The organism is Shinella sp. SUS2, assembly GCF_001262505.1.
Taxonomy (GTDB): Bacteria; Pseudomonadota; Alphaproteobacteria; order Rhizobiales; family Rhizobiaceae; genus Shinella.
In genome coordinates this window covers 1-26,398 of record NZ_KQ410736.1, presented here as the reverse complement: position 1 = coordinate 26,398, position 26,398 = coordinate 1, and the positions used below count along the sequence as shown (strand labels likewise).

Below are 26,398 nucleotides of genomic sequence, written 5' to 3'. Positions count from 1 at the left end.
TTCACAAAAATGAAGGGATTGGCTCCCATGTTTCGTTTTATCTTCGGACGGCTCGCCGTCCTGATACCCACGTTCCTCGGGGTATCGCTCATCGCGTTCTCCTTCATTCGACTTCTTCCGGGCGATCCGGTCATGCTGATGTCGGGTGAGCGCGTCATGTCTCCGGAACGACACGCCGAGCTCATGCACCAGCTTGGCCTCGACCGACCGATGTACATCCAGTATTTCGATTATCTTGCCGGCCTGCTCACGGGCGACTTCGGCTCGTCCATCGTGACCAAGCGGCCGGTGCTCGATGACTTCATGCTGCTCTTCCCGGCAACGCTGGAGCTTTCGCTCTGCGCCATCATCGTCGCCGTCGTGCTCGGCATTCCCGCCGGCGTCTTCGCCGCGGTGAAACGCGGGACCTGGCTCGACCAGTCGATCATGGGCGTTGCCCTCGTCGGCTATTCGATGCCGATCTTCTGGTGGGGCCTGCTGCTCATCATCTTCTTCTCCGGTTATCTCGGCTGGACACCGGTCTCGGGGCGCATCTCGCTGATGTACTTCTTCCCGCAGGTCACCGGTTTCATGCTGATCGACAGCCTGATCTCCGGGCAGGCGGGGGCGTTCAAATCGGCGCTGACCTACCTGATCCTGCCGACGGTCGTCCTTGCGACGATCCCGCTCGCCGTCATCGCCCGCCAGACCCGTTCGGCCATGCTCGAAGTGCTCGGCGAGGACTATGTCCGCACCGCCCGCGCCAAGGGCCTGCCGCCGTTCCGGGTCATCGGCGTGCATGCGCTGCGCAACGCGATGATCCCCGTCATCACCACGATCGGCCTTCAGGTCGGCGTGCTGCTCGCGGGCGCCATCCTTACCGAGACGATCTTCTCCTGGCCGGGCATCGGCAAGTGGATGGTCGACAGTGTCTTCAAGCGCGACTATGCCGTGGTGCAGGGTGGCTTGATGCTGATCGCTGCCGTCATCATGATCGTCAACCTCGTGGTCGACCTGCTTTACGGCTGGGTCAACCCGCGTATCCGGCACTAGGAGGCGATCCATGAGCACGGTTCAAAACACGGCCGACACCAAGACGGGTGGCACGCCGCCCTCGGGTCTTTCCGAATTCTGGTTCTATTTCTCGCGCAACAAGGGCGCCGTCATCGGCCTCGCGTTCTTCCTGGTCATCCTGTTCGTCGCTGTCTTCGCACCCTTCGTCGCACCGCACAGCCCGAGCAGCCAGAACCGCGAACTTCTCCTGCTGCCGCCGGTCTTCCAGGACGGCGGCATGTGGGGGCATATTCTCGGCACCGACGCCGTCGGCCGCGACATCCTCTCGCGCCTCATCTACGGCGCACGCTTCTCGCTCTTCATCGGTCTCGTCGTCGTGACGCTTTCGGTGGTCTCGGGCGTGCTGATCGGTCTTATCGCCGGCTATTTCCGCGGCAAGGTCGATACGTTCATCATGCGCATCATGGACATCATCCTGGCGTTCCCCTCGCTGCTGCTTGCCCTCGTGCTGGTGGCGGTTCTGGGGCCGGGCCTCTTGAACGCCATGATCGCCATCTCGCTCGTCAACCAGCCGCACTTCGTGCGCCTGACGCGCGCGGCCGTGATGACCGAGAAGTCGAAGGACTATGTCGTCGGCTCGAAGGTCGCGGGCGCCGGCACGCTGCGCCTGATGTTCCTCACCATCCTGCCGAATTGCCTCGCTCCACTCATCGTCCAGGCGACGCTCGCCTTCTCGGCGGCGATCCTCGACGCGGCGGCGCTCGGCTTCCTCGGCATGGGCGCGCAGCCGCCGACGCCGGAATGGGGCACGATGCTCGCCGAAGCGCGCGAATTCATCCAGCGCGCCTGGTGGGTCGTCACCTTCCCCGGCCTTGCCATCCTCATCACCGTGCTGGCCATCAACCTCATGGGTGACGGCCTGCGCGACGCCCTCGATCCCAAGCTGAAGAGGTCGTGATGTCGCTTCTCGAAGTCAAAAACCTCACCGTCGAATTCCAGACGGCTTCCGGTCCCTTCCGCGCCGTGGACGGCGTTTCGCTCAAGGTCGACGAGGGCGAAGTGCTCGCCATCGTCGGCGAATCCGGCTCGGGCAAGTCGGTCTCCATGCTCGCCGCCATGGGGCTTCTCCCGTGGACGGCGAAGGTGACCGCCGACGTACTCACCTTCAACGGCCGCGACATGCAGGCCATGTCCGACAGCGACCGGCGCAAGATCATCGGCAAGGATATTGCCATGATCTTCCAGGAGCCGATCGCCAGCCTCAATCCGTGCTTCACGGTCGGCTACCAGATCGAGGAAGTGCTGCGCATCCACACGGATCTCTCCCGCAAGGCGCGCCGCGACCGGGCGATCGAACTCTTCCAGTCCGTCGGTATTCCGAACCCGGAAGAACGCCTTGGCCACTATCCGCACCAGATGTCGGGCGGCCAGTGCCAGCGTGTGATGATCGCGACCGCGCTCGCCTGCAATCCGAAGCTGCTGATCGCCGACGAGCCGACCACTGCGCTCGACGTGACGATCCAGAAGCAGATCCTCGACCTCCTGATGAAGCTGCAGGCCGAACACGGCATGGGCCTCATCATCATCACCCATGACATGGGCGTCGTCGCCGAAACCGCCGACCGCGTCATCGTGCAGTACAAGGGCCGCCAGATCGAGGAGGCCGACGTGTTGTCGCTCTTCTCGGCCCCGAAGAGCGTCTACACCAAGGCGCTGCTTTCGGCCCTGCCGGAAAATGCCACCGGCGAGCGCCTGCCGACGATCACGGAAAAGCTGACCGACGCCGAGATTTTTGCAGGAGCAGTCCGATGACCCCTGTTCTTGAAGCAAAGAACCTGAAACGCGACTACCATATCCCTGGAAGCCTGTTCAAACCCGCCAAGACCGTCCATGCCGTCAAGGGCGTGAGCTTCAAGGTCGAGCAGGGCAAGACGCTTGCCATCGTTGGCGAAAGCGGTTGCGGCAAGTCCACCCTTGCCCGCATGGTCACGATGATCGATCCGATCACCGAGGGCGATATGCTGATCGATGGCCGCAAGGTCGACATCGCGCATGAGCCGCTGACCGCGGAAATGCGCAGCAAGGTGCAGATCGTCTTCCAGAACCCCTATGGCTCGCTCAACCCGCGCAAGAAGATCGGCGACATCCTCACGGAGCCGCTGGTCATCAACACCAAGGTGCCTGCGGGCGAGCGGCGTGACCGCGCCATGGCCATGCTGAAGAAGGTCGGCCTTGAGGAGAAGCATTACGGGCGCTACCCGCACATGTTCTCCGGCGGCCAGCGCCAGCGCGTGGCGATCGCCCGCGCGCTGATGCTCAATCCGCGCCTGCTCGTGCTCGACGAGCCGGTCTCGGCGCTCGATCTTTCGGTTCAGGCCCAGGTGCTCAACCTGCTCGCTGACCTGCAGGACGAGTTCAAGCTCACCTATGTCTTCATCAGCCATGACCTTTCGGTGGTGCGCCACATCGCCGACGACGTGATGGTGATGTACTTCGGTGAGGCCGTGGAATACGGCAGCCGTGATCAGGTGTTCGAAAACCCGCAGCACAACTACACAAAGACCCTTTTCGCCGCGACGCCCCGCGTCGACGTGGACGCCATCCGCGCCCGCGTCGAACGCCGCAAGCGCGTGGCGTGAGGACGAACAGCCCATGACGGCGACCCGCGCGATCGTCGTCATGGGCGTTTCCGGTTCCGGCAAGACCTCGGTCGCCGAGGGCCTGGCCGCCGCCCTCGGCACCGCTTTCATCGAAGGCGACAGCCTGCACCCCGCCGGCAATGTCGAGAAGATGTCCCGCGGTGTTCCGCTGACGGACGAGGACCGCTGGCCCTGGCTCGATACGATCGGCCAGGCGCTCGCCGGCAGCCTCGACGCGGGAAAGAGCGTTGTCGTTTCCTGCTCGGCCCTGAAAAAGATCTATCGCGACCGTCTGCGCCAGTCGGCCCGTGGATCGCTGACTTTCGTCTTCCTCAAGGGCAGCCGCGATCTGCTCACGGCCCGCATGGCTGCGCGGCATGGCCATTTCATGCCTGCAAGCCTGCTCGACAGCCAGCTTGCCACGCTGGAGGATCCGTCCGGTGAGGCTGGCGTCGTGACTGTCGGCATCGACGCCGCCGTCGAGACGATCGTTGCCAGGGCGCTCGACGGATTGAAAACTGTCGGCTGACCCACGGTGCACGCGAATTTCCCGCCGGGCCACTGGCGTCCGTGCGCCGGGCCTCGTATAGACGGCCACCGCCGGCCGTTGCGTGCCCGCGGCCTCCCGCGAAGAATTTCAAGCCTGACAGGAATGAGACATGGACATCAAACGCTTTGAAACCGGCCCGCGCATGAGCCAGGCCGTCGTGCACAACGGGACCGTCTATCTGGCCGGCCAGGTCGGTGAGGCGGGCTCGGACGTCACCGAGCAGACGAAGCAGGCGCTGGCCGAAGTCGACCGCCTGCTGGCGCTTGCCGGCACCGACAAGACTCGCATCCTTTCCGCCCAGATCTGGCTCGCCGACATGGCCGATTTCTCCAAGATGAACGCCGTCTGGGATGTCTGGGCACCGCAGGGCCACACCCCGGCCCGCGCCACCGGCGAATCCAAGCTGGCAACGCCGGACTACCTCGTCGAAGTCATCGTCGTCGCCGCGCTCTGAGCCAGGCCTCGGCTGAAACGAAAAGAGGCCGCGGTTTCCGCGGCCTCTGCAATGAAAGCGGGCGCCTCAGGCGACGCTTCGCAGCCTCTCCGCCGCGGTCGGCCGCAGCGCGGCGGGGATCTGCTGCAGCACTTCCAGCGCCAGCGCCCTTGCATTCTCCTGCGCCTTGTCGAGATTGCTGACGCGCCGGGCGTCCATCGTATAGAGCGTGCCGCCGCAACCGAAGATGTCGCGGAAGGCCGAACGTTCGATGATCGGTGTCTGCAGAAGGTGGACCCGGCGAGCCGCGAGCAGGTCCTTGACCGCATGCATCGCGCGCGTCGTCACCATGGAGTTGACACGGGTGAGCACGACGGAATGGCGAATATGGATATCGGCCTTGTCTTCCAGATATTGCAGGAGCTCGATGACATTGGCGCCGCCCTGCGCGTCCATGGCGGAGCCCTGCACGGGGATCAGCACGTAATCGGAATAGCCCACCGCCTTGGCGAGGAGCGAACTGCGCGATCCCGGCAGGTCGATCAAGACGAAATCGGCGCGCGCTTTCTCTTCGGCGAGCTGCCGGTCGATCGTGCCCATCGTCACATAGGGCACCACCGCGAGGCGATTGCCGAGCAGGCCTTGGGAGTTCTCGTGCCAGCGGGTGATCCAGTGCTGCGGATCGGCGTCGAGCACCGAGACGCGAAAGCCGAGGCGGGCAAGCTCGGTCGCTAGCAGCAGCACGGCGGTGGTCTTGCCGGCGCCGCCTTTGGTGTTGGCGAAGGTGATGACGGGCATGGGGCTCCCCGGAACGGTTGTCGAGCCGGTCATCGCTCTCAACGCACCTCGCATGGTGCTTCGCCATCCTCGGTGATTGTGGTTAATGCCCGATGAAAGCGCCTGCTTTGCCGGGCGCAAAACCATCGCGCAAGCCGCTGGAACAGCCTATCTCCGCCGGTCGGCGGCGAGGATTTCGCGGGCGATCTGATCCAGCGGCAGGATCCTGTCGACGCCGCCATGGGCGATCGCCTCCTTTGGCATGCCGAAGACGATTGAGCTCGCCTCGTCCTGCGCGACCGTATAGGCGCCGGCCTGGTGCATCTCGTTCATGCCGCGTGCGCCGTCGTCGCCCATGCCGGTCAGGATGACGCCCATGGCATTCGCTCCGGCCGAACGGGCGGCGGAGCGGAACAGCACGTCGACGGACGGCCGGTGGCGCGAGACGAGGGGGCCTTCGCGCACGGCGACATGGTAGCGCGCACCCTGCCGCTCCAGCATCATATGGCGATCACCGGGGGCGATCAGCACATGGCCGCGCAGCACGGGGTCGCCATGGACCGCTTCCTTGACCTCCACTTCGCACAGGCTGTTGAGGCGCTTGGCGAAGGCGGCGGTGAACTTTTCCGGCATGTGCTGCACGATGACGATGCCGGGGGAGTTGGCCGGCAACTGTTCCAGCAGAACCCGCAGCGCCTCCGTGCCGCCGGTCGAGGCGCCGACGCAGGCGACCATTTCGGTCGTCTTGGCCATGGCGCGGCCGGAGGGCGGGGGCAGCACGGCATCGGCCGTGAGCTTTGCGGTCGGCCCGCTGGCGGCGGCCGAACGCCGGCTCTGGCCAAGGCGGGCGACGGCCGCGCCCTTGACGGCCTCGCGGATGCGCGTGCCGGACTCGGCGAGATGGTCGGCCGCACCGATCTTCGGCTTCAGGATGATGTCGACAGCGCCGGCTTCCAGCGCCTGCATCAGCGTCTCCGAGCCCTCCTCGGTGAGCGAGGAGCACATGACGACGGGGATCGGCCGCTGCGACATCAGTTTGCGCAGGAAGGTGATACCGTCCATGCGCGGCATTTCCACGTCGAGCGTGATGACGTCGGGCACCTCTTCCTGGATCTTCTTGGCCGCCATGAAGGGATCGGAGGCCGCGCCCATCACCTCGATCTCCGGATCCTGCTCCAGCACGTGGGTCAGCGCCTGGCGCACGCTCGCCGAGTCGTCGATGATGAGAACGCGGATCTTTTTGCCGGGAAGGACCATCAGATCTTCTTGAAAACCGTGTTGGCGACCTGGCGCACCGGCAGGGAGATGCCGGTGACCGTTTCGGAATGGCCCACATAGAGGAAACCGCCGGGCACCAGGCAGTCGCAGAGCCGCGACAGCACCTTGGCCTGTGTCGGCTTGTCGAAATAGATCAATACGTTGCGGCAGAAGATCATGTGCATGGGGTCGCCCACCTTGTAGACGCTGTCCATGAGGTTCATGCGGGCAAAGCCGATCGTCGAGCGCAGGCGCGGATGGATTCGCACCTCGCCGCGCCCGGCATGGCGCGAGACCATGACGTAGCGGCGCTGCATCTCGGCCGGCACGGGCTGGATCATGTCGCGCGGATAGACGCCGCGCCGGGCTGCGGCAAGCACTTCGGTCGAGAGGTCGGTGGCAAGAATGCGATAATCGAGGCCGGACGACGCATCGACGAAATCCTGCATCACCATCGCCATCGTATAGGGCTCGGCACCGATGGAGCAGGCGGCGCTCCACAGCCGCAGCCGCTTGTGGCCGGCCGCCACCATTTCCGGCAGGCCGGTCGCGGCCATGTACTCGAAATGCTTCGGCTCGCGGAAGAAGTCGGTCTTGTTGGTGGTCACGGCGTCGATGAGGAAGATCGCTTCCTTCTCGATGCCGCCGTGCTTGAAGAGATAGTCGCAATAGTCGTTGAAGCTGGCAATGCCGGTTGCCCGAAGGCGCCGGCGCAGCCGGCCCTCCAGCATCGTCAGCTTCGTGATCGGCATCTTGATGCCGCTGTAGTCGTAGATATAGCGCGACAGGGCTTCGAAGTTCCGGTTGCTTAGCCCGTCCTCCGCTCCTTGCGCCCGCAATGCTGCTCCCACACCCATGCTCCCGAAACTATGCCGTTGCGGCGAGGCGACCCGCCGAACCCATCATCGCCATCTCGGCGCCGGAGAACAGGCGCGCGAGATCGACGATGACGACGAAACCGCCGTTGCGGCGCACGACGCCGGCAATGTAGTCGGACGGCCAGCGCACGCCGATGTCGGGCGCGCCCTCGATCTCGTCGGTGCGGAAGGGGATGACCTCGAAGACCCGGTCGGCGACGAGGCCGAGGGTGAGGATCTTCTCACCGATCGGCACGTCGAGCACCAGGGCCCGCGTATGCGGGGTCTTCTCGGTCTTCGTCATGCCGAGACGAAGACGCAGGTCGATGACCGGCACACCCTGGCCCCGCACGTCCCGGAGCCCAAGCAGGTATTCCGGCCCGTGCGGGATCTTGAAGGCATCCTCGTGGTCGAGGATTTCCCGGACGACCGAGACGGGCACCGCAAAGACCTCGCTGTCGAGACTGAAGGTGACGAATTGGGATTCGGAGGATGTGCCGGCCATGATCAAGCGCTTTCCCTGAAGTCTGCGTCGTCGGCATCCGGGCCGCCCATCGACATGTCGAGGGCAAAGCCGCGGGCGCGGGCCTGCTGGCCGTTGACGCTGTTGTCGGACTTGCGAAGCGGCGCAGCGGGCGCCTTGGCGACCGGACGCGACGCGACCGGCGCCGGGCGGCGCTGCTGGGCGAGCGGGGCGCCGGAGGCGCGGTCGACGCGGAAGAAGGCGATGGAGGTCTGCAGCTCCTCGGCCTGGGCGGCCAGCTCCTCCGAGGTGCCGGACATCTCTTCCGAGGCGCCGGCATTCTGCTGGGTCACCTTGTCGAGCTGCTGGATCGCCTCGTTGATCTGCGAGGCGCCGATGTCCTGCTCGCGGCAGGCGGCGGAGATCTCCGAGACCAGCTCCGCAGTCTTGCGGATATCCGGCACCAGCCGGTTCAGCATCTCGCCGGCTTCGGTGGCGACGGAAACCGTCTGGCCGGACAGCGTGCTGATTTCGGCAGCGGCTGCCTGGCTGCGCTCGGCCAGCTTGCGCACTTCCGAGGCGACGACGGCAAAGCCCTTGCCGTGTTCGCCGGCACGGGCCGCCTCGACGGCGGCGTTGAGGGCGAGAAGGTCGGTCTGGCGGGCGATTTCCTGCACGATGGAGATCTTTTCCGCGATCGTGCGCATGGCGCCGACGGCGCGGCCGACGGCTTCGCCCGATGCCTCGGCATCCTTGGCGGACTGGCGGGCGATCTTTTCGGTCTGGGCGGCGTTGTCGGCGTTCTGCTTGATGTTGGACGCCATCTCTTCCATCGAGGCGGAAGCCTCTTCGGCGGAAGACGCCTGTTCCGTTGCGCCCTGGGAGAGCTGTTCCGAGCTTGCCGAAAGCTCCTGGCTGCCGGAGGAGACGTTGTTGGCGGCGGAAAGCGCATCGCCGACGACGCCGCGCAGGCGCTCCACCATGCTTTCCAGCGACAGGCCGAGCGTGTCCTTGTCGGACAGCGGCTTCGGCGTCACGGTCAGGTCGCCATTGGCGATCTGGTCGGCGATGGTCGCCGTGTTGCGCAGGTTGCCGGTCATGACATTGATCGTATCGACAAGGTCCTTGATCTCGTCGTTCGTCTTGATCTCGACATTCTGGTCGAGGTCACCGATGGCGACAGCCTCGGCGACGGACTTGATCTTCTTGAGGCCGCTGTTGATGCCGAGTGCGAGCCAGACGGCCGCGCCGACGGCGAGCACCAGGGCGATGCCGGCAATGACGAGGATGAGGTTACGTGTCGTTGCGTAGAGGTTGTCGGTATCCTCGTCCGCCTTCGTCATCAGCCCCTTGTTGCTTTCGATGCGGACGTTGATCGTCTTTTCGATCTCGTCCATCAGGCTGCGGCTTTCCGTGGAGACGATACGGACCGCCTCCGTCGAATTGCCGGCGGCGACGAAGGAGCGGATCTTGTCATCAATGCGGACGAGCTGCTTTTCTTTCTCGGCGACATCCTGCCACTGCTGGACGGCGACCGGGTCGGTCGAAAGGCTGATCAGATTGGCAAGGGTTTCCTCGAACATCTGCCGGTTGCGATCGCCGGATTCGAGATGCGTGGCGGCTTCGCTGGAGTTGGTGGAAAGGGCAAGGTTCATCTGCGCGCGCGCCAGACGAAGCTGGTAGTTCGCAAGGTTCTGCGCTGCCTCGAGGCGCGCGGAAGGACCGGCGAGCATGTCGGAAATCGCCTGATTGAGCGAAGCAAGGCTCAGGATGGCATAGATGGAGGTGCCAGCCATCATCAGGATGATGGCGCCGAAGGCAACGGCCAGTTTGAGTTTGATGGTAAAGCGCATCTCGTAGGGGCTCCTTTGGTCGCAGATGCCGTTCTTGGGCAGGGTACCCGGAGGCCGGGACCCGTTATGCGAGAAGACCGATACACTCACCCTTCCGCGGGCCGTTCTTGGCCCTTCCACCGGCGCCTACACACGCCGGGTCGACGGTGCGGCGCATCCATTGCCGGATGCGCCGCGATTTTTGTCCGATCAGGCGCTTTCGCGGAAATCCGCGTCGTCGGCGTCGGGGCCACCCATCGACATGTCGAGGGCAAAGCCGTTGGCGTTGCGGGCGGCCTTGCCGGCTGTCGGTGCCGGGCGGTGGGCCGGGGAAGCGGCCGGACGCTTGGCGATGACGGGGGCAGCCATTTTCGCTGCGGTCACCCGCAGCTTTTCGGCGTGGTTCGGCTCCTTGCGGGCCGAGTTTTCAACCCGGAAGAAGGCGATCGAGGCCTGAAGTTCTTCCGCCTGGGCGGCCAGCTCTTCCGACGTCGCCGACATCTCTTCCGAGGCGCCGGCATTCTGCTGGGTGACCTTGTCAAGCTGCTGGATCGCCTCGTTGATCTGCGAGGCGCCGATGTCCTGCTCGCGGCAGGCGGCGGAGATTTCCGAGACCAGTTCGGCGGTCTTGCGGATATCCGGCACCAGCCGGTTCAGCATCTCGCCGGCTTCCGTCGCAACGGAGACCGTTTCGCCGGAAAGCGCGCTGATTTCGGCGGCGGCTGCCTGGCTGCGCTCGGCGAGCTTGCGCACTTCCGAGGCGACGACGGCAAAGCCCTTGCCGTGTTCGCCGGCACGGGCCGCCTCGACGGCGGCGTTGAGGGCGAGAAGGTCGGTCTGGCGAGCGATTTCCTGCACGATGGAGATCTTTTCCGCGATGGTGCGCATGGCGCTGACGGCGCGGCCGACGGCCTGGCCGGATGCTTCCGCGTCACGAGAGGACTGGCGGGCGATCTTTTCGGTCTGGGCGGCGTTGTCGGCGTTCTGCTTGATATTGGAGGCCATCTCTTCCATCGAGGCGGAGGCCTCTTCGGCGGAGGACGCCTGTTCCGTGGCGCCCTGGGAAAGGGTCTCGGAGCTGGCCGACAGTTCCTGGCTGCCGGAGGAGACGTTGTCGGAGGCCGAAAGGGCATCGGCGACGACGCCGCGCAGGCGCTCGATCATTGTGTTGACGTGGCCGAGCAGGTCGCCGATCTCGTCCTTGGAAGAAATCTCGGCAAACCGGGTGAGGTCGCCGTCCGCCACGTTCTGCACCACGCCGACGGCGCGGGAAATGCCGCGGTTGATCGATACGACGATCCACAGGGCAGCGCCGGTCGCTACGAGAAGCGCAATGGCCGCAACCGCCACCATGATCGTGCGGGTGCTCTGATACTGGGCGTCGGCGGCCGCTTGCGCCTCGTTCAGGCGGCCGGCCTCGAGCTTGACGACTTCGCCGAGCAGCTGGTCGATCTCGTTGGTGGCGGCGCGGGCGTCGGTCGTCGAAACACGGGTGGCACCTGCGGTATCGCCGGCAAGCGCCAGTGCGCGGATGCGGTCGTCATCGCGGCGGAAGTCCGTGGTGAAACCGTCGAGCTTGTTCCACAGAACCTTGCCCTGTTCCGTCGCCTTGCTCAGAACTTCCTGGAAGGTCGTGTCGAACTCCTTGCGGGCTTCGTCGCTGAGCGCGATGTAGCGGTTGGTTTCGGTGGGGTTGGCCGAGGACAGCATGTTCTTCTGCTGGCGGATCTGCTGGAGTTGCAGGTTGTTCAGTGTCTGGGCGAGTTTCAGGCGCTCGGCGGGGCCGTTCAGTACGTCGCCCAGCGTCGTGTTGAGGCCGCCGAGGCTCAGGATGCCATAGGCCGCCGTGCCGATGAGGACGGCCAGCATGAACGCAAAGGTCAGGAATAATTTGAGCTTGATTGTAAAACGCATGGATGTCTCCTGATGTCCTAATTCGGCGGAGGTGCCGGGCGGTCTTTCTGGGAGGAAAAGATCGCGTGAAGGTTCGGGACGATGATGAATTCGCCACCTCGCTTGACGAGGCAGTTGATGTAGTCCGCCCGCCAGCGCATGCCGACGCTCGGCGGCGGCTCGCTGGCGACTTTCGGCAGGGTCGTGACTTCGTTGACCTTGTCGGTGCGGATGCCGATCAGCGTCGCCTCGTCGTCGAGATCGAGCTCGATGACGACGATGCGGCTGTCGATGGTGGTTTCCGTCGCGTCCATCCCGAAGGCAAGGCGGATATCGGCAAGCGGGATCACCTTGCCGCGGAAATTGATGACGCTGGAAACGAAGGGCTTGCTGCCGGGTACGTGGGTTTCGGGCAGGAGATCGAGGATTTCCTGCACGACGATCGCTTCGATGGCGAAGGTCTCGCCGTTGAGGTTGAAGGTGAGGACGGAGAGGTCCTCTTCCGCGCCCCAGATCGCGTCGTAGTCGAGTTTTCGTGCCGCTTCGCTCATCCTGCCACGCGCATTTGCGCCTCCTGCTGCTGTCCGGCCGCGACAAGATGCGTGACGTCGAGGATCAGCGCGACGCTGCCATCGCCGAGGATGGTCGCGCCGGAGAAGGTGTCGACGTCATGGTGCAGCTTGGACATGGATTTGATGACTGTCTGGTGGTCGCCGATGATCTGGTCGACGACGAGGCCGACGCGCTCCGAGCCGGTCGAGATGACGACGACCTTCTGGTGTTGATCCGGCTGGGTGCCGGTGCGGAAGAGTTCCCGCAGGCGCAGGAACGGCACCAGGCTGTCGCGCAGCGAGATGAAGCTGCGCCCGCGCGAGCGCAGATCGTCCTCCAGCGAGAGTTCCAGGCACTCCTCGACCGCCGAGAGCGGAATGACGTAGCAGCCCTGGCCGACCCGAACGAGCAGGCCCTCGATGATGGCGAGCGTCAGCGGGATGCGCAGCGACACTTCCGAGCCTTCGCCCGGCTTGCTGGTGATCTCGATCGTGCCGCGCAGCGCCTCGACCGTCTTCTTCACCACATCCATGCCGACGCCGCGGCCGGAAAGGTTCGTCACCGCCTGGGCGGTCGAGAAACCGGGCTGGAAGATCAGTTGGAGGAGGTCCTGGTCGGTCAGCGTCGCGCCCGGCTGGATGATGCCCGACGATTCCGCCTTGGCGCGCACGCGCTCACGGTTGATGCCGCGGCCGTCATCCTTGATGGTGATGATGACCTCGCCGCCCGTCTGGTGCGCCGAAAGAATGACCCGGCCCTTCGCCTCCTTGCCGGCGGCGATGCGCTCCTCCGGCTTTTCGAGGCCATGGTCGATGGAGTTGCGCACGAGATGCACCAGCGGATCGGCAAGCCGGTCGATAACCGTCTTGTCGACTTCCGTGCTCTCGCCCTCGGTGATCAGCTCGATTTCCTTGCCGGTCTCGCGCGACAGATCGTGCACGAGGCGGCGGAAGCGGCTGAAGAGGCTCGCGACCGGCATCATGCGCAGCACCATCATCGTGTCGCGCAGCTCGCCGGAGAGGCGTTCGATTTCCTCGGAAACCGAGCGCAGGCCGAGATCGGCCGCCGCGCCCGCAAGCTGGGTGAGGCGCGACTGGGCGATGACGAGCTCGCCGACCCGGTCCATCATCTCGTCCAGCCGTTCGGCCGGCACGCGCACGTTTTCGGCGGATTTCGCCTGCTTGGAATCGTTGGCCGCCTGCACCGCCGGCGCTTCCCTCTCGGTAACGACGACAGCCTTGGCGATCGGCACGTCCAAGGATTTCGCCACCGCGATGGGCCGCTCGACGGCGATCTCGGTGATCTCAAGCTCCATGTCGTCCATGACGAAGATGAAGACATCCTCGATATCGGCACGCGGCCGCTCGGTCTTCAGCGTCACGTCCCAGCTTACATGGATATCGCGCGGCTCCAGCGCGGAGAGCTCCGGCACCTTGGACGTGTCGGCGATGATCCGGCATTCGCCGAGGTCACGCATTTCGTCGAGCAGGCCGAGCGGATTGGTGCCGTTCGCCATGGCGTTGACCGGCAGGCTGAAACGGATGCGCCATTCGCGCAGGCCGGCCTCTTCCGCAACAGGGGCGGCAGCAACGGCGGCGGTGACGGGGGCAGGGGAGCCCGCGCCGTTGACGGCACGGTGCAGGTTGTCGAGCAGCGCGGCGCTCATCGCGTCATGGTCGCCGTTCGGCGTTTCCAGGAGCGCGCGCATATGGTCCTGCGCGGAGAGAACCGCCGAGACCAGCTCGTGCGTGGCCGGCACGTCGCCCTTGCGCACGCGGTCGAAGGCGGTCTCGCAATGATGGGTGAAGGCGGCGAGCGCGTCGAAGCCGAACATCGCGCCCGAGCCCTTCAACGTGTGGAGGCCCCGGAAGACCGCATCGATCTGGTCGCGGTCGTCGAGGCTGCGGGTAAGGTCGAGAAGGCCGGACTCGATCTGTTCCAGCAGTTCGGCCGCTTCTGTCCGGAAGACTGAGATCGGGTCCGGGTTCGTCATCTTCCGAGGACCTTCTTGGCGATCTTGACGAGGCTTTCGGGATCGAACGGCTTGGTCAGCCAGCCGGTGGCGCCGGCGGCTTTCGCCTGCGCCTTGATCTCGCCGTCGGATTCGGTGGTGAGGAAGATGACCGGCACGCCCGTATGCGCGGGCAGCTTGCGCAGCTCGCGGATCATCGTCAGGCCGTCCATGTTCGGCATGTTGAGGTCGGTGACGACGAGATCGTACTCGCCGCCCTTCAGCTTGTTGAGGCCGTCGAGGCCGTCGACCGCCTCGGTCACGGCATAGCCGGCATTGCTGAGGGTGACGCGCGTCGTCAGCCGGATGCTGGCGGAATCGTCAACGGTCAAGATCTTCGCGGTCATCAATTCTTCTCCTGGTGCAGCCAGAAATGCGCGGCCTCGGATGTCATTTCGTCGAGAAAGCCGCCACGTTTCAGCACGTCGTAAAGGTCACCGGAGGCGGGCCGGGCAAGTAGAACGCGCCCCGCCTTGGCCTCGGCCTGTTTGCGGGCCGCCGTGACAAGCTGAACAAAGCTGAGGTCGACCTGCGCCGCCTCATCGATATCCAGTATTGCGGCGGGATTATTGTTCAGGAAATCCGAGATCAACTCTTGAACGGACGTTATAGTCTTGATGGTGAGTGTCGTGGGTAAGGTTAACGACGCATCACCGGGCAGGGTTGATGACATGGAGGCCTCGATATCAGTTTCGAGAGATAGTATTTCCCGCCCCAGAATCCCAAGTCACGCTTAATGAACGGTAAAGCGCGGTTGCTAATTTCATCCATCGGTCGTTTGAGTGTCCCTTATACACCACCTCCCCTTACGGCAGGAATTTAGCATAAGCATTTGAAATAAATATAAAATTATTAATATTAGACATTCTTTATATTATTTATAAATCCCTAATTCTAGGGATGCCTGCATCCACGGGTGGTGGCTTGGAAATGACCCCGCCGGCACGGGATTCCATTGCATGAGGAAAAGCGAATTTACTGCGCGTTACATTGTTGGTCCTAGGGTTCGCTCACGGGTTCTTGCAGATGGGGTATGGCGTGTCAGGAATAGCGAACGCAGTGCGCGTGGAGCGGCAGACGGCGGAGGGAGAGCTTGTCTCTCGCCTTGAAGGGGCCCGTTCCCGCATCGAGCAGCGGTTCCTTGACGGCGGCGTCGTGCTGCTCTCGGTACTGGACGTGCTCAACCGGCTTGTCGCCTCGCTGGAGAACCTGTCCGGTTCGCTCGGCGACGAGGCTGCGGAGGCGACGATCGGCCGGCTCATCGCCACCGTCGACCAGCTGACCGCGCTGCCCGGCATCGAGGAGCAACGCCAGCAGCGTCTCGCCAATGTCGCCATCACGGAGAAATCCCTCGGCACCCACATCGCCGACATGCAGGAAACGTTGCGTTACCTTCGCACCTTCGCGACGACAGCGAAGATCACCGGCGCAGCCATCCCGGATTTCGCGGGCTTTGCGGAAGAAATTCTCGAGCGCATCCAGTTCGGCTCCAGTGAGGTCAATGCGCTTGGTGCCAAGATCGGCACGCTTGGCGCCGTCATCGAGACCGCCTCGGCCGGGGGCGGGGATGCGTTGGAGCGCTTCCGCCGCTCCGTGCCTGACATTGCCGGCAATCTCTCGCGCAATGCTGCGGACCTGACGGCACAGCGCCGCCACCTATCGCAGCTTGCTGCCAGGGTGGGTGCGGCGGCGCGCGGCGTACAGGGCAAGGTTGCCACCACGCTGTCGGCCATGCAGATCGGCGACATCACGCGTCAGCGCATCGAACATTGCCAATCCGCCTTCACCTTCCTGGATGAGTATCTTGCGGCTGGAACGCTCGACGCGGAGGCCGCCGGCCGCCTGACGGCGCTGATCCGCCACCTCGTGCACGACCAGCTTGTCGAGATCGCCGGCGACTTTGCGCGCGACTGCAAGACCGTGGTCGGGACGATCCGCAGCTTCGGCGCCGACATCGACGGCCTGATGGCGCTCTATGGCGACATGGACGCTGCCGACGGCCGCTCCGCCGACCGCGCCATGCGCATCCTGGAGGCCGACATCGCAGCCGCCCGTGCCGTCGTGCGCGACATCGAGCAGGCGGCCGACAAGGCCAATGTGCTCGGCGCGAGCACGGTCGAGACCGTGCAGGGCCTCCTGAAGGGTGTGAAGACGATCCAGCTCGTGCGCACCGACATCCACTACATGGCCCTTAACACCAACCTGCGCTGCGGCAAACTCGGCGAGGAGGGGCGGGCAATCAATGTGGTGACGGCCGAACTGCGCCTGTTTTCCAGCCAGCTCGACGAGACGGCGGAGCGCATTCTTGTCGCCCTGCAGTCGCTCGAAGGGGATGCCGGCAAGCTGCGCGAGGCGGGCACCGCCGCCGGCGGCTCGCTCGATGCGCATCTGGACGAGGCGCTGGAGCATATCCGCCGGGCGGGCGACCGCATGGAGGAGGACATGACGGCTTTGCGCGCCTGTGGCGCCGACGTTTCCGCCAAGGCGGGCCGAACGGTCGCCGACCTCGATTTCAAGGCCGAGCTCGGCGACGTGCTGGCCGATTGTTCCGCCCGTGCGGGCGAGCTCATTGGCCACAGTCTGCCGGATACGGCGGGCCTCGAGCAGGCGATGGTCGATCTCGGCAGCCGGATCGCGCGCACCTATACCATGGTCTCCGAACGCGAGGTGCATGCCCGCGTCTTCGGCACCACCCTGGACGTGGCGGCAGCGCCTGCGGCTGCGCAAAGCGACGAAGATCTGTTCGACGACGCACTGTTCTAGGATCCCCATCCCCGGCATTGCAGGCCAGCATACGGCGGGTTCCACGCGTTCGTAAGCGCAGGGGAGCCGCCTTTTCCACATCGTCCATGCTCAATGCCGGTTGTTCCGGGGGCGCGTTCGTCCAGGTACGGCTGCCCTCGCCATTCCAAGCGAATGGCCATCGTCTGTTTCCGTATATTTTTGAAAATATAGCGCTGGCAAAGCCGCAAGTGTCGATATATTCAAGGGGATATCACGCTGCCGTCAGGCAGGAAAAGGGAGAACAGGAATGAACCGTCGTCTGCTTCTGAAACTCGTCGTCGCCGCCTTCGCGTCGCTGCCGCTCGCCCTGCCGGCTGCGGCCGCCGAAAAGGTCACCGTCTTTGCCGCCGCAAGCCTGAAGAACGCGCTGGATGCGGCGAATGCCGCCTGGTCGAAGGAAACCGGCAACGAGACGACGGTCTCCTATGCCGCAAGCTCGGCGCTCGCCAAGCAGATCGAGGCGGCGGCGCCCGCCGATCTCTTCATCTCCGCTGATCTTGCCTGGATGGACTATGTCGCCGAGAAGAAGCTGATCAAGGACGACACCCGCGCGAACCTCCTCGGCAACCGTATCGTGCTGGTCGCGCCGAAGGACAAGGCCTCGACCGTCGAGATCACGGAGGGCTTCGACCTTGCCGGCCTCGTCGGCGACGGCAAGCTCGCCATGGGTGCGGTCGACAGCGTGCCGGCCGGCAAATACGGCAAGGCGGCGCTCGAAAAACTCGGCGTCTGGTCGTCGGTCGAAGGCAAGGTCGCCGGCGCCGAAAGCGTGCGTGCGGCGCTTGCCCTCGTCTCGCGCGGCGAGGCGCCCTACGGTATCGTCTATCAGACGGATGCCGCAGCCGATCCGGGCGTCGCCGTCGTCGGGACCTTCCCGGAAGACAGCCACCCGCCGATCATCTACCCGGTCGCCATCCTGACGGAATCCAAGAGCGCCGCTGCCGCCGCCTATCTCGATTTCCTGAAGTCCGACAAGGCCGCGCCCTTCTTCACCGAGCAGGGTTTTACGATCCTGAAGTAAGACGAGCCTCGCGATAGCTTTGGGTGCTAGACCGCAACGGATCCACGTGCCGGTGCGGTTGCTGCCCCTCATCCGGCTACCGCGACCTTCTCCCTGCAAGCGGGGAGAAGGCGTTTGCGGCAAGGGCGCGAGAAAATGGCGGGGCACCCCCATAGCCCCGCTTGCGGGAAGAGGGTGCCGCAGGCGGATGAGGTGTTTCGGCCCAAATCCAGGCGGCACCTGCGGGCTGTTTGCCAATCAAAGGAGTATGCGTGGACTGGCTTGCCTTGAGCGACGAGGAATGGACGGCGATCCGGCTCAGCCTTCGGGTCTCGGCGGTTGCCGTCCTCGTCAGTCTGCCGCTCGGCATCCTCGCCGCTTTGGCGCTGGCCCGCGGCCGCTTTTGGGGCAAGTCGCTGCTGAACGGCCTCGTGCACCTGCCGCTGATCCTGCCGCCCGTCGTCACCGGTTTCCTGCTGCTCGTCCTGTTCGGCCGGCGCGGCCCCATCGGCTCCGTGCTGGACGAATGGTTCGGCATCGTTCTCTCCTTCCGCTGGACCGGCGCGGCGCTTGCCTGCGGCGTCATGGGCTTTCCGCTGATGGTGCGTTCGATCCGCCTCTCCATCGAGGCCGTCGACCGCAAGCTGGAGGAGGCGGCAGGCACGCTCGGCGCAAGTCCCATCTGGGTTTTCCTCACGGTTACTCTGCCGCTCATCCTGCCTGGCGTACTGGCCGGCATGATCCTCGCCTTCGCCAAGGCGATGGGCGAGTTCGGCGCCACCATCACCTTCGTCTCCAACATTCCCGGTGAGACGCAGACGCTGTCGGCTGCGATCTACACCTTCACCCAGGTGCCCGGCGGCGATGCCGGCGCGATGCGCCTCACCCTCGTCGCCATCGCCATTTCCATGGCCGCGCTCATCGCCTCCGAGGTGCTCGCCCAGCGCCTCGGTCGCAAGGTGCACCTCGAATGAGCCTTGTCGTCGAAGCCCGCCACCGGCTCGGCGATTTTTCGCTGGATGCCGCCTTTGCTGCCGATGGCGGCGTGACCGCGTTGTTCGGCCGGTCCGGCTCGGGAAAAACCTCGCTTGTCCGCATCATCGCCGGCCTTACGCGACCGGCAGAAGGCCGCGTCTTGCTCGGCGACGAGCTTCTGGTCGATACCGCGCGCCGTATCTTCGTGCCGGCCCACAGACGGCGCTTCGGCTATGTCTTCCAGGAAGCCCGTCTCTTCCCGCACCTCACCGTGCGGCAGAACCTCAATTACGGCCGCTGGTTCTCGCCGAAGGGCGCGCGCACGGAAAACCCGGACCGTGTTATCGACCTGCTCGGTATCGCCGGCCTGCTCGACCGCCAGCCGGCAAACCTGTCCGGCGGCGAGAAGCAGCGTGTCGCCATCGGTCGTGCCCTGCTGGCATCGCCCCGCCTGCTCTTGATGGACGAGCCGCTCGCCGCGCTCGACGAGGAGCGCAAGGCGGAAATTCTGCCTTATCTGGAGCGCCTGCGCGACGAGGTCGGCATTCCCATCGTCTATGTCAGCCATTCGGTGGCCGAGGTCGCGCGCCTTGCCGACCGGGTCGTGCTGATGGCGGATGGGCGCATCCAGGCGATCGGGGCGGCGTCGGACGTGCTGAGCGGCCCGCGGCTCACCTCCGCCGCCGAACGCCGGGAAGCCGGCAGCGTTCTTGCCGGCCGCGTCGAGGCGCGTGATGTCGCGCATGGCCTCGCCACCATCCGCCTTGAGGGCGGCGCGACGATCCTCGTGCCGGGCGCCGCGGTCTCGCCGGGCGAAACGGTGCGGCTGCGCATTCCCGCGCGCGACGTCATGATCGCGACGGTGCGCCCGGAAGGCCTCAGCGCGCTCAACATCCTGGAAGGCGTCGTCGAGGCGATCGAACCGGACGGCGAGGGTATGGCGAGCCTGCGCATAGCCTGCGGCGGCGATGTCGTCCGCGCCCGCATCACTGCGCTTTCCGTCGAGCGCCTCGGTCTTGCATCGGGCCTTTCGGTGCATGCCGTCATCAAGACGGTGGCGCTGGAATAGGTTTCAGTCGGCAAGGTTGTCGACGATCCAGCCGATATCCTCGGCCAGCGCCGCACGCGCCTTCGCTTCCATGGCGTGGTAATGGGCGATCAGCGCCTCGCCGAAGGGCGTCACGACAGCGCCGCCGCCCTGCTTGCCGCCGCGCTGTGATTCCACCACCGGCCTACGGAACAGCCGGTTCATCTCATCGACCAGCAACCAGGCCCGGCGATAGGACATGTCCATCGCCCGCCCGCCGGCGGAGATCGAGCCGGTTTCCCGGATATGCGCGAGAAGCTGGATCTTGCCGCGCCCGATGCGCCCTTCCGGCTCGAACTGGAGGCGGAAGATGAGTTTCGGTTCGGTCTTGGCGGATGCTGACATGAAACTGGGCCCGTATGGATACGGGCCCAGATATAACAGCGTTTTCCGCGATGTGCAGTGCCAAGCCGTTTCCGGCAGGGCCCGAATTCAGGCAGCGCGCTTCAGGGCGTCGCCGAGGATCGAGACGATGTCCTCGAAATGCTTCTTCTCGGCGATCAGCGGCGGCGAAAAGGCGATGATGTCGCCGGTGACGCGGATCAGGAGGCCTTTCTCGAAGCAATCGACGAAGACGTCATAGGCTCGCGCCCCCGGTGCGCCGTCGCGGGAGGCAAGCTCGATGCCGGCGATGAGGCCGATCGTGCGGATGTCGATGATGTGCGGCAGGCCTTTCAGCGAGTGCATCGCCGCATGCCAGTCGTCCTGCAATTCGGCGCCGCGGGTGAAGAGACCCTCGTCGCGGTAGATGTCGAGCGTCGCGATGCCGGCGGCGCAGGCCACTGGATGGCCAGAATAGGTGTAGCCGTGGAAGAGCTCGATGGCGTTTTCCGGCCCATGCATCAGCGCATCGTGCACCTTGCGGCTGGCGAAGACTGCGCCCATCGGGATGGCGCCGTTGGTCAGGCCCTTGGCAGTTGTCACGAGATCCGGCGTCACGCCGAAATAATCGGTGGCGAAGGCCGCGCCAAGGCGTCCGAAGCCGGTGATGACTTCGTCGAAGATCAGGAGGATGCCGTGCTTGTCGCAGGTCGCGCGCAGCTTTTCGAGATAGCCCTTCGGCGGGATCAGCACGCCGGTGGAGCCGGCGACCGGCTCGACGATGCAGGCGGCGATGGTTTCCGCGCCGTGCAGCGCGACCAGCCGCTCCAGGTCGTCGGCAAGCTCGGCGCCATGCTCCGGCTGGCCCTTCACATAGGCGTTCTTCGCAAGGTCGTGGGTATGGCGCAGGTGGTCGGAGCCGGGGAGCTGCGGGAAGACGCGTCGGTTGTTGAGAATGCCGCCGACCGAAATACCGCCGAAGCCGACGCCGTGATAGCCGCGCTCGCGGCCGATGAGGCGCGTGCGCGTGCCCTGGCCGATGGCGCGCTGGTAGGCAATGGCGATCTTCAATGCGGTATCGACCGATTCCGAGCCGGAGCCGGTGTAGAAGACGCGGTCGAGCTTGGCGCCGTCAGGGCCGGGGGCGATCTCGGCCAGCCGCTCGGCGAAATCGAAGGCGACCGAATGGCCCATCTGGAAGGAGGGCGCGAAATCCATCTCGGTGAGCTGGCGCTCGACCGCGGCGGCGATCTGCCGGCGGCCATGGCCGGCATTGACGCACCACAAGCCTGCGGTGCCGTCGAGCACCTGGCGGCCGTCGGCGCTGGTGTAGTACATGCCTTCGGCGGCAGCGAGCAGGCGCGGCGCGGCCTTGAACTGGCGATTGGCGGTAAAGGGCATCCAGTAGCTGTCGAGCACCGGTGCATTGGGCTTGTTGTGAACGTTCATGGGAGATCTCCTCTGGCTGGCGGGATTGACGCCATGATTTGCGATGCCGAACAAGTCCTTTTCTTCTTGACGCCAACTGATTGAAAATTAAGGATATGGATCAATCAGTTTTCGATATTTCGAACATCTAGAACAGGAAGCGGCCATGTCGGTCGATATCGGGGGCAGGCTGCGCCATCTGCGCATGGCCCACAATCTCTCCCAGCGCGAACTCGCCAAGCGCGCGGGCGTTACCAATTCGACCATCTCGCTGATCGAATCCAACGCCTCCAACCCGTCGGTCGGTGCGCTGAAGCGCATCCTCGACGGCATCCCGATCGGTCTTGCGGAGTTCTTCGCCTTCGAGCCGGAGCGCCCCAAGAAGGCCTTCTACCGGTCGGACGAGCTGATCGAGATCGGCAAGGGACCGATTTCCTTCCGCCAGATCGGCGAAAACACCTTTGGCCGCAGCCTGCAGATCCTGAAGGAGTGCTACCAGCCCGGCGCCGACACCGGCAAGGTGCTGCTGGTGCATGATGGCGAGGAGGGCGGCATCGTGCTCTCCGGCCGGCTGGAGGTGACGGTGGACGACGAGCGGCGCATTCTCGGTCCGGGCGATGCCTATTATTTCGAAAGCCGCCGCCCGCACCGTTTCCGCTGCGTCGGCCCGGTGCCGTGCGAGGTCATCAGTGCCTGCACCCCGCCGACTTTCTGATATGGCAAGGAGGCAACGGCGCTGTTTCGTTCACGCCGTCGCCCTGTCTGCTCCGGCGCTCAGGCCGATTTGGCCAGCCGTGCCTGCTCGTCGAAGAACAGCGCCTGGCTGATCAGGGCCTTCACCATATCCGGATTGAACGGCTTGGTGACCAGGAAGGCCGGTTCCGGCTTTTCACCGGTCAAGAGCCGCTCCGGGAAGGCCGTGATGAAGATGACCGGGATCGTGCTGTTCTTCAGGATATCGTTGACGGCGTCGATGCCCGAGCTGCCGTCGGCCAGCTGGATATCGGCCAGCACCATGCGCGGCGAGGTGCGGTGGTAGAGCTCGACGGCCTCCGAATGGGTGCGCGCAATACCCGTCACATTGTGGCCGAGGCCCTTCACCATGTCCTCGATGTCCATGGCGATCAGCGGCTCGTCCTCGATGATCATGATATCGGTTGCCACCTGCCGCGAGATGTCGCGCGAGGCTTCGTCGAGCAGGGCGGCGAAGCGCTCTTCCGGCATATCGAGAATGTCGGCGCCCTCGGCAAGGTCGAAGCCCTCGACGGCGACCAGCAGGAAAGCCTTGCGCTCCGCCGGCGGCAGGTTGGCAAGGTTGGCGGCCGCCTGGCGCTCCCAGCCGAAGGGGGACGTATTTTCCGGCAGCGTCACGTCGAGATTGTCGAACAGCGTGCAATAGAGCCGGTAGAGCGCAATCCGGTCGCTTCTCCCCTCGGGGTAGAGTGTGATATCGGCGACGAGCGCCTCAAGCATGGCTGCGACATAGGCGTCGCCCGAGGTCTGGGAGCCCGTCACTGCACGGGAAAACCGCCTCAGATAGGCGAGATGCGGTGCGATACGGGTGGAAAGTGACATTTAGTTCTCCCTGAATATGTTCCGCATCGGAACCGTTTCCGCTAGAGTTCACCATGCGGAAACCTATTGGTAGCATTCTAAGTCTGACTTGCTATTGGGAATCTGGGGCAAAAGGAAGATAGCGGGTGGCATCGGATGGAAACAAGACCATGATCGAGCCCAGTAAAGACAAGAAGCGTGCCGGGCGGGATGTCCCCGTCAAGGCCGTTTTCGACCCCAACGGCCCGATCGGCCGCAAGCTTAAGTCGTTTTACGACGTCATCGAAACGGAACCCGTGCCCGATCGTCTTCTCGATCTTCTGGAAAAGCTCGACGAGGCCGAGCTTCGTGCCAAGAGCGGTCCCTGAAAACATTCTTCCGTCCAGTTCCAGACATCAAGAAACGGGCCCGAGGGCCCGTTTCCCGTTTGTTGACCTTCGATCGCCTCAGCGGCAGCGCGCTTCGTAGCGACGGCCGTACCGGTCGCGGTAGATGCAGTAGCCGCTACGATCGGAGCGGGCGATGAGATAGCCCGCCGCACCGCCGATGGCGGCACCTGCAAGCGCGCCGCCGGCGCGTCCCGTCACGACACCGCCGATGATGGCGCCCGTGCCCGCGCCGATCGCGGTGCCGCGTTCGGTCTGGGTACAGGCGGTGAGCGTCACCGTGGAGGCGACGAGGGCAAGCGCGATGATGGTGTTCTTCATGGTTCCGGCTCCTGGCTTGGGTGGGGGGATCAGATACGTCCCATGAGGACGAGGATGAGAAGGATGAGCACGATCAGCCCGAGGCCGCCGGAGGGACCATAGCCCCAGCTTCGGCTGTATCCCCAGTTCGGCAGGGCGCCGATCAGAAGCAGGATGAGAATGACAAGGAGAATGGTGCTGAGCATCGGTGCTTCCTTTCACGTCCGGTTCGCGTTCGAGCGATGGGCCGAAAACGGGCCGTAGCGAATTTTGTTCCCGAAAATGTGACAACACCGTCATCGGCTCTCGCCGGAACTTTCTAGGCTCCGTTCCGTTTCCAATGCCAACCGATGGGTGGTGACCCGACGGGTGATGGAGAGAGAAATGGAACACATAGCCGCAATCATGCTTCTGGTCGGCTGCAGCCATGGCGGCCTCACCTGCGAAGAACTGCAAGCGCCCCAGGTGGCGTTCGAGACCATGGAAGACTGCGTCGGCGCCCTGCCGGCCGCTTTGGGCGGGGCAGGGGCGGGCAAGCGTCTCGTGCATGGCCGCTGCGCGGTCGTCGACCCGGCCTGGGTCGAGGAAAATATTGAGATTACCTGGCGCGTCAGCCGCCAGAACGGTCTTGAGGTGCATGTCCGGCCGACCAGTCCGCCGGCAGGGGACATGATCGTCGCCGACAACGCTCACCCGGCCCAAGCGGCGGCGCGGATGCATTGATAGGGTGAGGAACCTTTCCGGCACTTGCCGGTTTCCTCTTGGTCAACGCCATGCGTTCAATGGAACAGAAAGGACAGCGACATGAACTGGGATATCATCGAAGGCAAGTGGAACGAGTACAAGGGCAAGGCCCAGGCTCAGTGGGGCAAGCTCACCGATGACGACCTCGATGTCATCAAGGGGCGCCGCGTCGAGCTTTCAAGCAAGATCCAGCAGCGTTACGGCCTCGCCAAGGAGGAGGCCGAGCGGCAGATCGACGACTGGACGCGCCGTCACTAGAACGGACGCCGACCGCATCGGTCACCGCTCATGCCGCCGCAGCCGAAAGACTGCGGCGGCATTGTTTTTGGCGACAGGGCATCGCCCTGAAATCCTTTGTTCGATGACGGTTCTGGGAACTTTTTATCGCGCCCCTCGTTTCTCCATCGATACAAAGAAGGAGTTCGAAAATGCTCTATTATGCTGTGGTCTTTCTCGTGATCGCCCTTGTTGCCGGCCTGCTCGGCTTCGGCGGCATTGCCGGCGCATCGGCCGGCATCGCGCAGATCCTGTTCTTCGTCTTCCTGGCCCTTCTGGTTCTCTCGCTGATCGCGGGCCTGTTCCGACGGGCGTGAGGACGAAACAGACCGGAAAGGGCGGCGTTCGCGGACGCCGCCCTTTTTTGCGTCTGCGAACGACCCTTGCGGGGCTTCGAGCCATTGGTTAACAACGCATGAACTTGCCGAATCCCTTGGAGCCTGACCGATGAAATCCCTCGAACTCCTGGTCGAACGCATCATCCTGTCGAGCCGCTGGATCCTGGTGGTCTTCTATCTCGGCCTCGTCGCGGCGCTTGCCGTCTATGCGGTGTCCTTCCTCTACAAGTTCGCCAAGGTGGCGATGAACGTCTTCGTCTACGACGATGCGGAGATGATCCTCGCCATGCTCGGCCTCATCGATGCGGCGCTGGTCGCCAGCCTCATCCTCATGGTCATGATCGCCGGCTACGAGAATTTCGTCAGCCGTTTCGACGAGGCGGAGGCGGATGTCTCGTTCCTCGGCAAACTCGATTCCGGCAGCCTGAAGATCAAGGTTGCCTCGTCGATCGTCGCCATCTCCTCGATCCACCTGCTGCAGGTCTTCCTCAACGTGCAGCAATATACCGACACCAAGCTGATGTGGCTGACCTTCATTCACCTCGCCTTCGTGGTTTCGGCGGTGCTGCTCGGTTTCCTCGAACAGATCATGTCCAAGCTGAAAGGCTGAAAGCCTTGCCAAGATCGGGAGAGGAGGGCGCCGCGGATATCCGCTGGCGTCCTTTTCTTTTGGCGCGACGTCAAGTGAAACCGTCACGCTGTCCCCGACATTCTCGTTATGCACCGGGTGTCTTTGCCGTGTCGCTGCGCAATATCCCCCTCCCACCCCTCTGTTTGACCATCTGGACAAAGTTTTCCGCCGTGATTTGGGGGTTGCGAAGGGTGTTTAGGGGGTATCCAACCTTCCGCCAGAGTGAAAATCATTTATTTTCAACATCTTACACATTTTTGAAGTTTTCTTGAAAATGTCTGTTGACGTAAGCGGATGAGTGGGCCTATAACCCGGCC

At 64.2% G+C, this 26,398-nt stretch carries 31 protein-coding genes; 16 read left to right on the top strand and 15 right to left on the bottom strand.

What is annotated here, in order from left to right; genetic code table 11:
• Window positions 1–27 precede the first annotated feature (27 nt).
• The 6 genes from AKG11_RS21550 (at window position 28) to AKG11_RS21525 (ending at window position 4,636) form a co-directional block, all read left to right on the top strand.
• On the top strand, window positions 28–1,032 hold the full coding sequence (locus AKG11_RS21550) for an ABC transporter permease subunit (protein ID WP_024270966.1): 1,005 nt from the start codon (window positions 28–30) through the stop codon (window positions 1,030–1,032).
• Window positions 1,033–1,042: 10 nt separating this feature from the next.
• Window positions 1,043–1,951: an ABC transporter permease subunit gene (locus AKG11_RS21545; RefSeq protein WP_023516707.1), complete on the top strand. Its 909-nt coding sequence runs from the start codon at window positions 1,043–1,045 to the stop codon at window positions 1,949–1,951.
• Window positions 1,951–2,805, top strand: a complete 855-nt coding sequence (locus AKG11_RS21540; protein ID WP_023516706.1) for an ABC transporter ATP-binding protein — start codon at window positions 1,951–1,953, stop codon at window positions 2,803–2,805. Before AKG11_RS21545 ends, AKG11_RS21540 begins: the two co-directional genes overlap by 1 nt.
• Window positions 2,802–3,632 (top strand): dipeptide ABC transporter ATP-binding protein, encoded by an 831-nt coding sequence (locus tag AKG11_RS21535; RefSeq protein WP_023516705.1) that lies wholly within the window; start codon window positions 2,802–2,804, stop codon window positions 3,630–3,632. The genes AKG11_RS21540 and AKG11_RS21535 overlap by 4 nt, the downstream gene beginning before the upstream one ends.
• A 13-nt stretch (window positions 3,633–3,645) precedes the next feature.
• Entirely contained in the window at window positions 3,646–4,161 is a 516-nt protein-coding gene (locus AKG11_RS21530; RefSeq protein WP_050745418.1) for a gluconokinase, read from the top strand.
• A gap of 130 nt (window positions 4,162–4,291) precedes the next feature.
• Window positions 4,292–4,636 carry a RidA family protein gene (locus AKG11_RS21525; protein ID WP_023516703.1) on the top strand — a complete coding sequence of 115 codons (345 nt, stop codon included), beginning with the start codon at window positions 4,292–4,294 and terminating at the stop codon, window positions 4,634–4,636.
• A 66-nt stretch (window positions 4,637–4,702) separates the two neighbouring features.
• Here the strand turns inward: AKG11_RS21525 and AKG11_RS21520 are convergent, their stop codons facing one another.
• The 10 genes from AKG11_RS21520 to AKG11_RS21475 form a co-directional block, all read right to left on the bottom strand.
• Window positions 4,703–5,413 carry a ParA family protein gene (locus AKG11_RS21520; RefSeq protein WP_023516702.1) on the bottom strand — a complete coding sequence of 237 codons (711 nt, stop codon included), beginning with the start codon at window positions 5,411–5,413 and terminating at the stop codon, window positions 4,703–4,705.
• Between the two features lie 147 nt (window positions 5,414–5,560).
• Window positions 5,561–6,649 (bottom strand): protein-glutamate methylesterase/protein-glutamine glutaminase, encoded by a 1,089-nt coding sequence (locus AKG11_RS21515; RefSeq protein ID WP_023516701.1) that lies wholly within the window; start codon window positions 6,647–6,649, stop codon window positions 5,561–5,563.
• Window positions 6,649–7,506 carry a CheR family methyltransferase gene (locus tag AKG11_RS21510; protein ID WP_037408176.1) on the bottom strand — a complete coding sequence of 286 codons (858 nt, stop codon included), beginning with the start codon at window positions 7,504–7,506 and terminating at the stop codon, window positions 6,649–6,651. Before AKG11_RS21510 ends, AKG11_RS21515 begins: the two co-directional genes overlap by 1 nt.
• Before the next feature lie 10 nt (window positions 7,507–7,516).
• On the bottom strand, window positions 7,517–8,011 hold the full coding sequence (locus tag AKG11_RS21505) for a chemotaxis protein CheW (protein ID WP_023516699.1): 495 nt from the start codon (window positions 8,009–8,011) through the stop codon (window positions 7,517–7,519).
• 2 nt (window positions 8,012–8,013) lie between these two features.
• Window positions 8,014–9,822, bottom strand: a complete 1,809-nt coding sequence (locus AKG11_RS21500; RefSeq protein WP_024270967.1) for a methyl-accepting chemotaxis protein — start codon at window positions 9,820–9,822, stop codon at window positions 8,014–8,016.
• Window positions 9,823–10,011: 189 nt separating this feature from the next.
• Window positions 10,012–11,715 carry a methyl-accepting chemotaxis protein gene (locus AKG11_RS21495; protein ID WP_050745417.1) on the bottom strand — a complete coding sequence of 568 codons (1,704 nt, stop codon included), beginning with the start codon at window positions 11,713–11,715 and terminating at the stop codon, window positions 10,012–10,014.
• 17 nt (window positions 11,716–11,732) lie between these two features.
• Window positions 11,733–12,245 (bottom strand): chemotaxis protein CheW, encoded by a 513-nt coding sequence (locus tag AKG11_RS21490; RefSeq protein ID WP_050745416.1) that lies wholly within the window; start codon window positions 12,243–12,245, stop codon window positions 11,733–11,735.
• On the bottom strand, window positions 12,242–14,239 hold the full coding sequence (locus tag AKG11_RS21485) for a chemotaxis protein CheA (protein ID WP_050745415.1): 1,998 nt from the start codon (window positions 14,237–14,239) through the stop codon (window positions 12,242–12,244). Before AKG11_RS21485 ends, AKG11_RS21490 begins: the two co-directional genes overlap by 4 nt.
• Entirely contained in the window at window positions 14,236–14,604 is a 369-nt protein-coding gene (locus AKG11_RS21480) for a response regulator (protein WP_023516695.1), read from the bottom strand. The genes AKG11_RS21485 and AKG11_RS21480 overlap by 4 nt, the downstream gene beginning before the upstream one ends.
• Window positions 14,604–14,930 (bottom strand): STAS domain-containing protein, encoded by a 327-nt coding sequence (locus AKG11_RS21475; RefSeq protein ID WP_024270284.1) that lies wholly within the window; start codon window positions 14,928–14,930, stop codon window positions 14,604–14,606. Before AKG11_RS21475 ends, AKG11_RS21480 begins: the two co-directional genes overlap by 1 nt.
• A 365-nt stretch (window positions 14,931–15,295) precedes the next feature.
• On the opposite strand from AKG11_RS21475, the gene AKG11_RS21470 reads away from it, so the two are divergent.
• The 4 genes from AKG11_RS21470 (at window position 15,296) to modC (ending at window position 20,085) form a co-directional block, all read left to right on the top strand.
• On the top strand, window positions 15,296–17,020 hold the full coding sequence (locus AKG11_RS21470; RefSeq protein ID WP_157255827.1) for a type VII secretion target: 1,725 nt from the start codon (window positions 15,296–15,298) through the stop codon (window positions 17,018–17,020).
• Between the two features lie 268 nt (window positions 17,021–17,288).
• Window positions 17,289–18,062 carry a molybdate ABC transporter substrate-binding protein gene (gene modA / locus AKG11_RS21465; protein ID WP_050745412.1) on the top strand — a complete coding sequence of 258 codons (774 nt, stop codon included), beginning with the start codon at window positions 17,289–17,291 and terminating at the stop codon, window positions 18,060–18,062.
• A gap of 251 nt (window positions 18,063–18,313) precedes the next feature.
• Window positions 18,314–19,015 carry a molybdate ABC transporter permease subunit gene (modB, locus tag AKG11_RS21460; RefSeq protein WP_050745411.1) on the top strand — a complete coding sequence of 234 codons (702 nt, stop codon included), beginning with the start codon at window positions 18,314–18,316 and terminating at the stop codon, window positions 19,013–19,015.
• The gene (gene modC / locus AKG11_RS21455; RefSeq protein ID WP_050745410.1) at window positions 19,012–20,085 is read left to right on the top strand and encodes a molybdenum ABC transporter ATP-binding protein; all 1,074 of its coding nucleotides are present in this window, start codon (window positions 19,012–19,014) and stop codon (window positions 20,083–20,085) included. The genes modB and modC overlap by 4 nt, the downstream gene beginning before the upstream one ends.
• Before the next feature lie 3 nt (window positions 20,086–20,088).
• Here modC and AKG11_RS21450 read toward each other — a convergent pair whose 3' ends face one another.
• Together AKG11_RS21450 and AKG11_RS21445 are read right to left on the bottom strand one after the other, a co-directional pair.
• The gene (locus AKG11_RS21450; protein WP_050745409.1) at window positions 20,089–20,448 is read right to left on the bottom strand and encodes a winged helix-turn-helix domain-containing protein; all 360 of its coding nucleotides are present in this window, start codon (window positions 20,446–20,448) and stop codon (window positions 20,089–20,091) included.
• A gap of 87 nt (window positions 20,449–20,535) precedes the next feature.
• Window positions 20,536–21,873 carry an omega-aminotransferase AptA gene (locus AKG11_RS21445; protein ID WP_050745408.1) on the bottom strand — a complete coding sequence of 446 codons (1,338 nt, stop codon included), beginning with the start codon at window positions 21,871–21,873 and terminating at the stop codon, window positions 20,536–20,538.
• Between the two features lie 145 nt (window positions 21,874–22,018).
• On the opposite strand from AKG11_RS21445, the gene AKG11_RS21440 reads away from it, so the two are divergent.
• Window positions 22,019–22,567 carry a cupin domain-containing protein gene (locus tag AKG11_RS21440; RefSeq protein WP_023514244.1) on the top strand — a complete coding sequence of 183 codons (549 nt, stop codon included), beginning with the start codon at window positions 22,019–22,021 and terminating at the stop codon, window positions 22,565–22,567.
• Window positions 22,568–22,626: 59 nt separating this feature from the next.
• Here the strand turns inward: AKG11_RS21440 and AKG11_RS21435 are convergent, their stop codons facing one another.
• Window positions 22,627–23,427, bottom strand: a complete 801-nt coding sequence (locus AKG11_RS21435) for a response regulator (RefSeq protein ID WP_023514245.1) — start codon at window positions 23,425–23,427, stop codon at window positions 22,627–22,629.
• 149 nt (window positions 23,428–23,576) lie between these two features.
• Between AKG11_RS21435 and AKG11_RS21430 the strand changes: the two genes are divergently transcribed.
• Window positions 23,577–23,774: a NepR family anti-sigma factor gene (locus AKG11_RS21430; protein ID WP_050745484.1), complete on the top strand. Its 198-nt coding sequence runs from the start codon at window positions 23,577–23,579 to the stop codon at window positions 23,772–23,774.
• Between the two features lie 78 nt (window positions 23,775–23,852).
• Here AKG11_RS21430 and AKG11_RS21425 read toward each other — a convergent pair whose 3' ends face one another.
• Window positions 23,853–24,113 carry a YMGG-like glycine zipper-containing protein gene (locus tag AKG11_RS21425; protein ID WP_023514829.1) on the bottom strand — a complete coding sequence of 87 codons (261 nt, stop codon included), beginning with the start codon at window positions 24,111–24,113 and terminating at the stop codon, window positions 23,853–23,855.
• A gap of 29 nt (window positions 24,114–24,142) precedes the next feature.
• Window positions 24,143–24,298, bottom strand: a complete 156-nt coding sequence (locus tag AKG11_RS33770; RefSeq protein ID WP_023514830.1) for a DUF3309 family protein — start codon at window positions 24,296–24,298, stop codon at window positions 24,143–24,145.
• Between the two features lie 178 nt (window positions 24,299–24,476).
• On the opposite strand from AKG11_RS33770, the gene AKG11_RS21420 reads away from it, so the two are divergent.
• The 4 genes from AKG11_RS21420 (at window position 24,477) to AKG11_RS21410 (ending at window position 26,060) form a co-directional block, all read left to right on the top strand.
• Window positions 24,477–24,815, top strand: a complete 339-nt coding sequence (locus AKG11_RS21420; RefSeq protein ID WP_023514831.1) for a hypothetical protein — start codon at window positions 24,477–24,479, stop codon at window positions 24,813–24,815.
• 81 nt (window positions 24,816–24,896) lie between these two features.
• Window positions 24,897–25,094: a CsbD family protein gene (locus tag AKG11_RS21415; RefSeq protein ID WP_050745407.1), complete on the top strand. Its 198-nt coding sequence runs from the start codon at window positions 24,897–24,899 to the stop codon at window positions 25,092–25,094.
• Window positions 25,095–25,264: 170 nt separating this feature from the next.
• Entirely contained in the window at window positions 25,265–25,429 is a 165-nt protein-coding gene (locus tag AKG11_RS33765) for a DUF1328 domain-containing protein (protein ID WP_023514833.1), read from the top strand.
• A gap of 130 nt (window positions 25,430–25,559) precedes the next feature.
• Window positions 25,560–26,060, top strand: coding sequence for a TIGR00645 family protein (locus tag AKG11_RS21410; RefSeq protein ID WP_024270286.1), 501 nt, complete (start codon window positions 25,560–25,562; stop codon window positions 26,058–26,060).
• Window positions 26,061–26,398 lie beyond the last annotated feature (338 nt).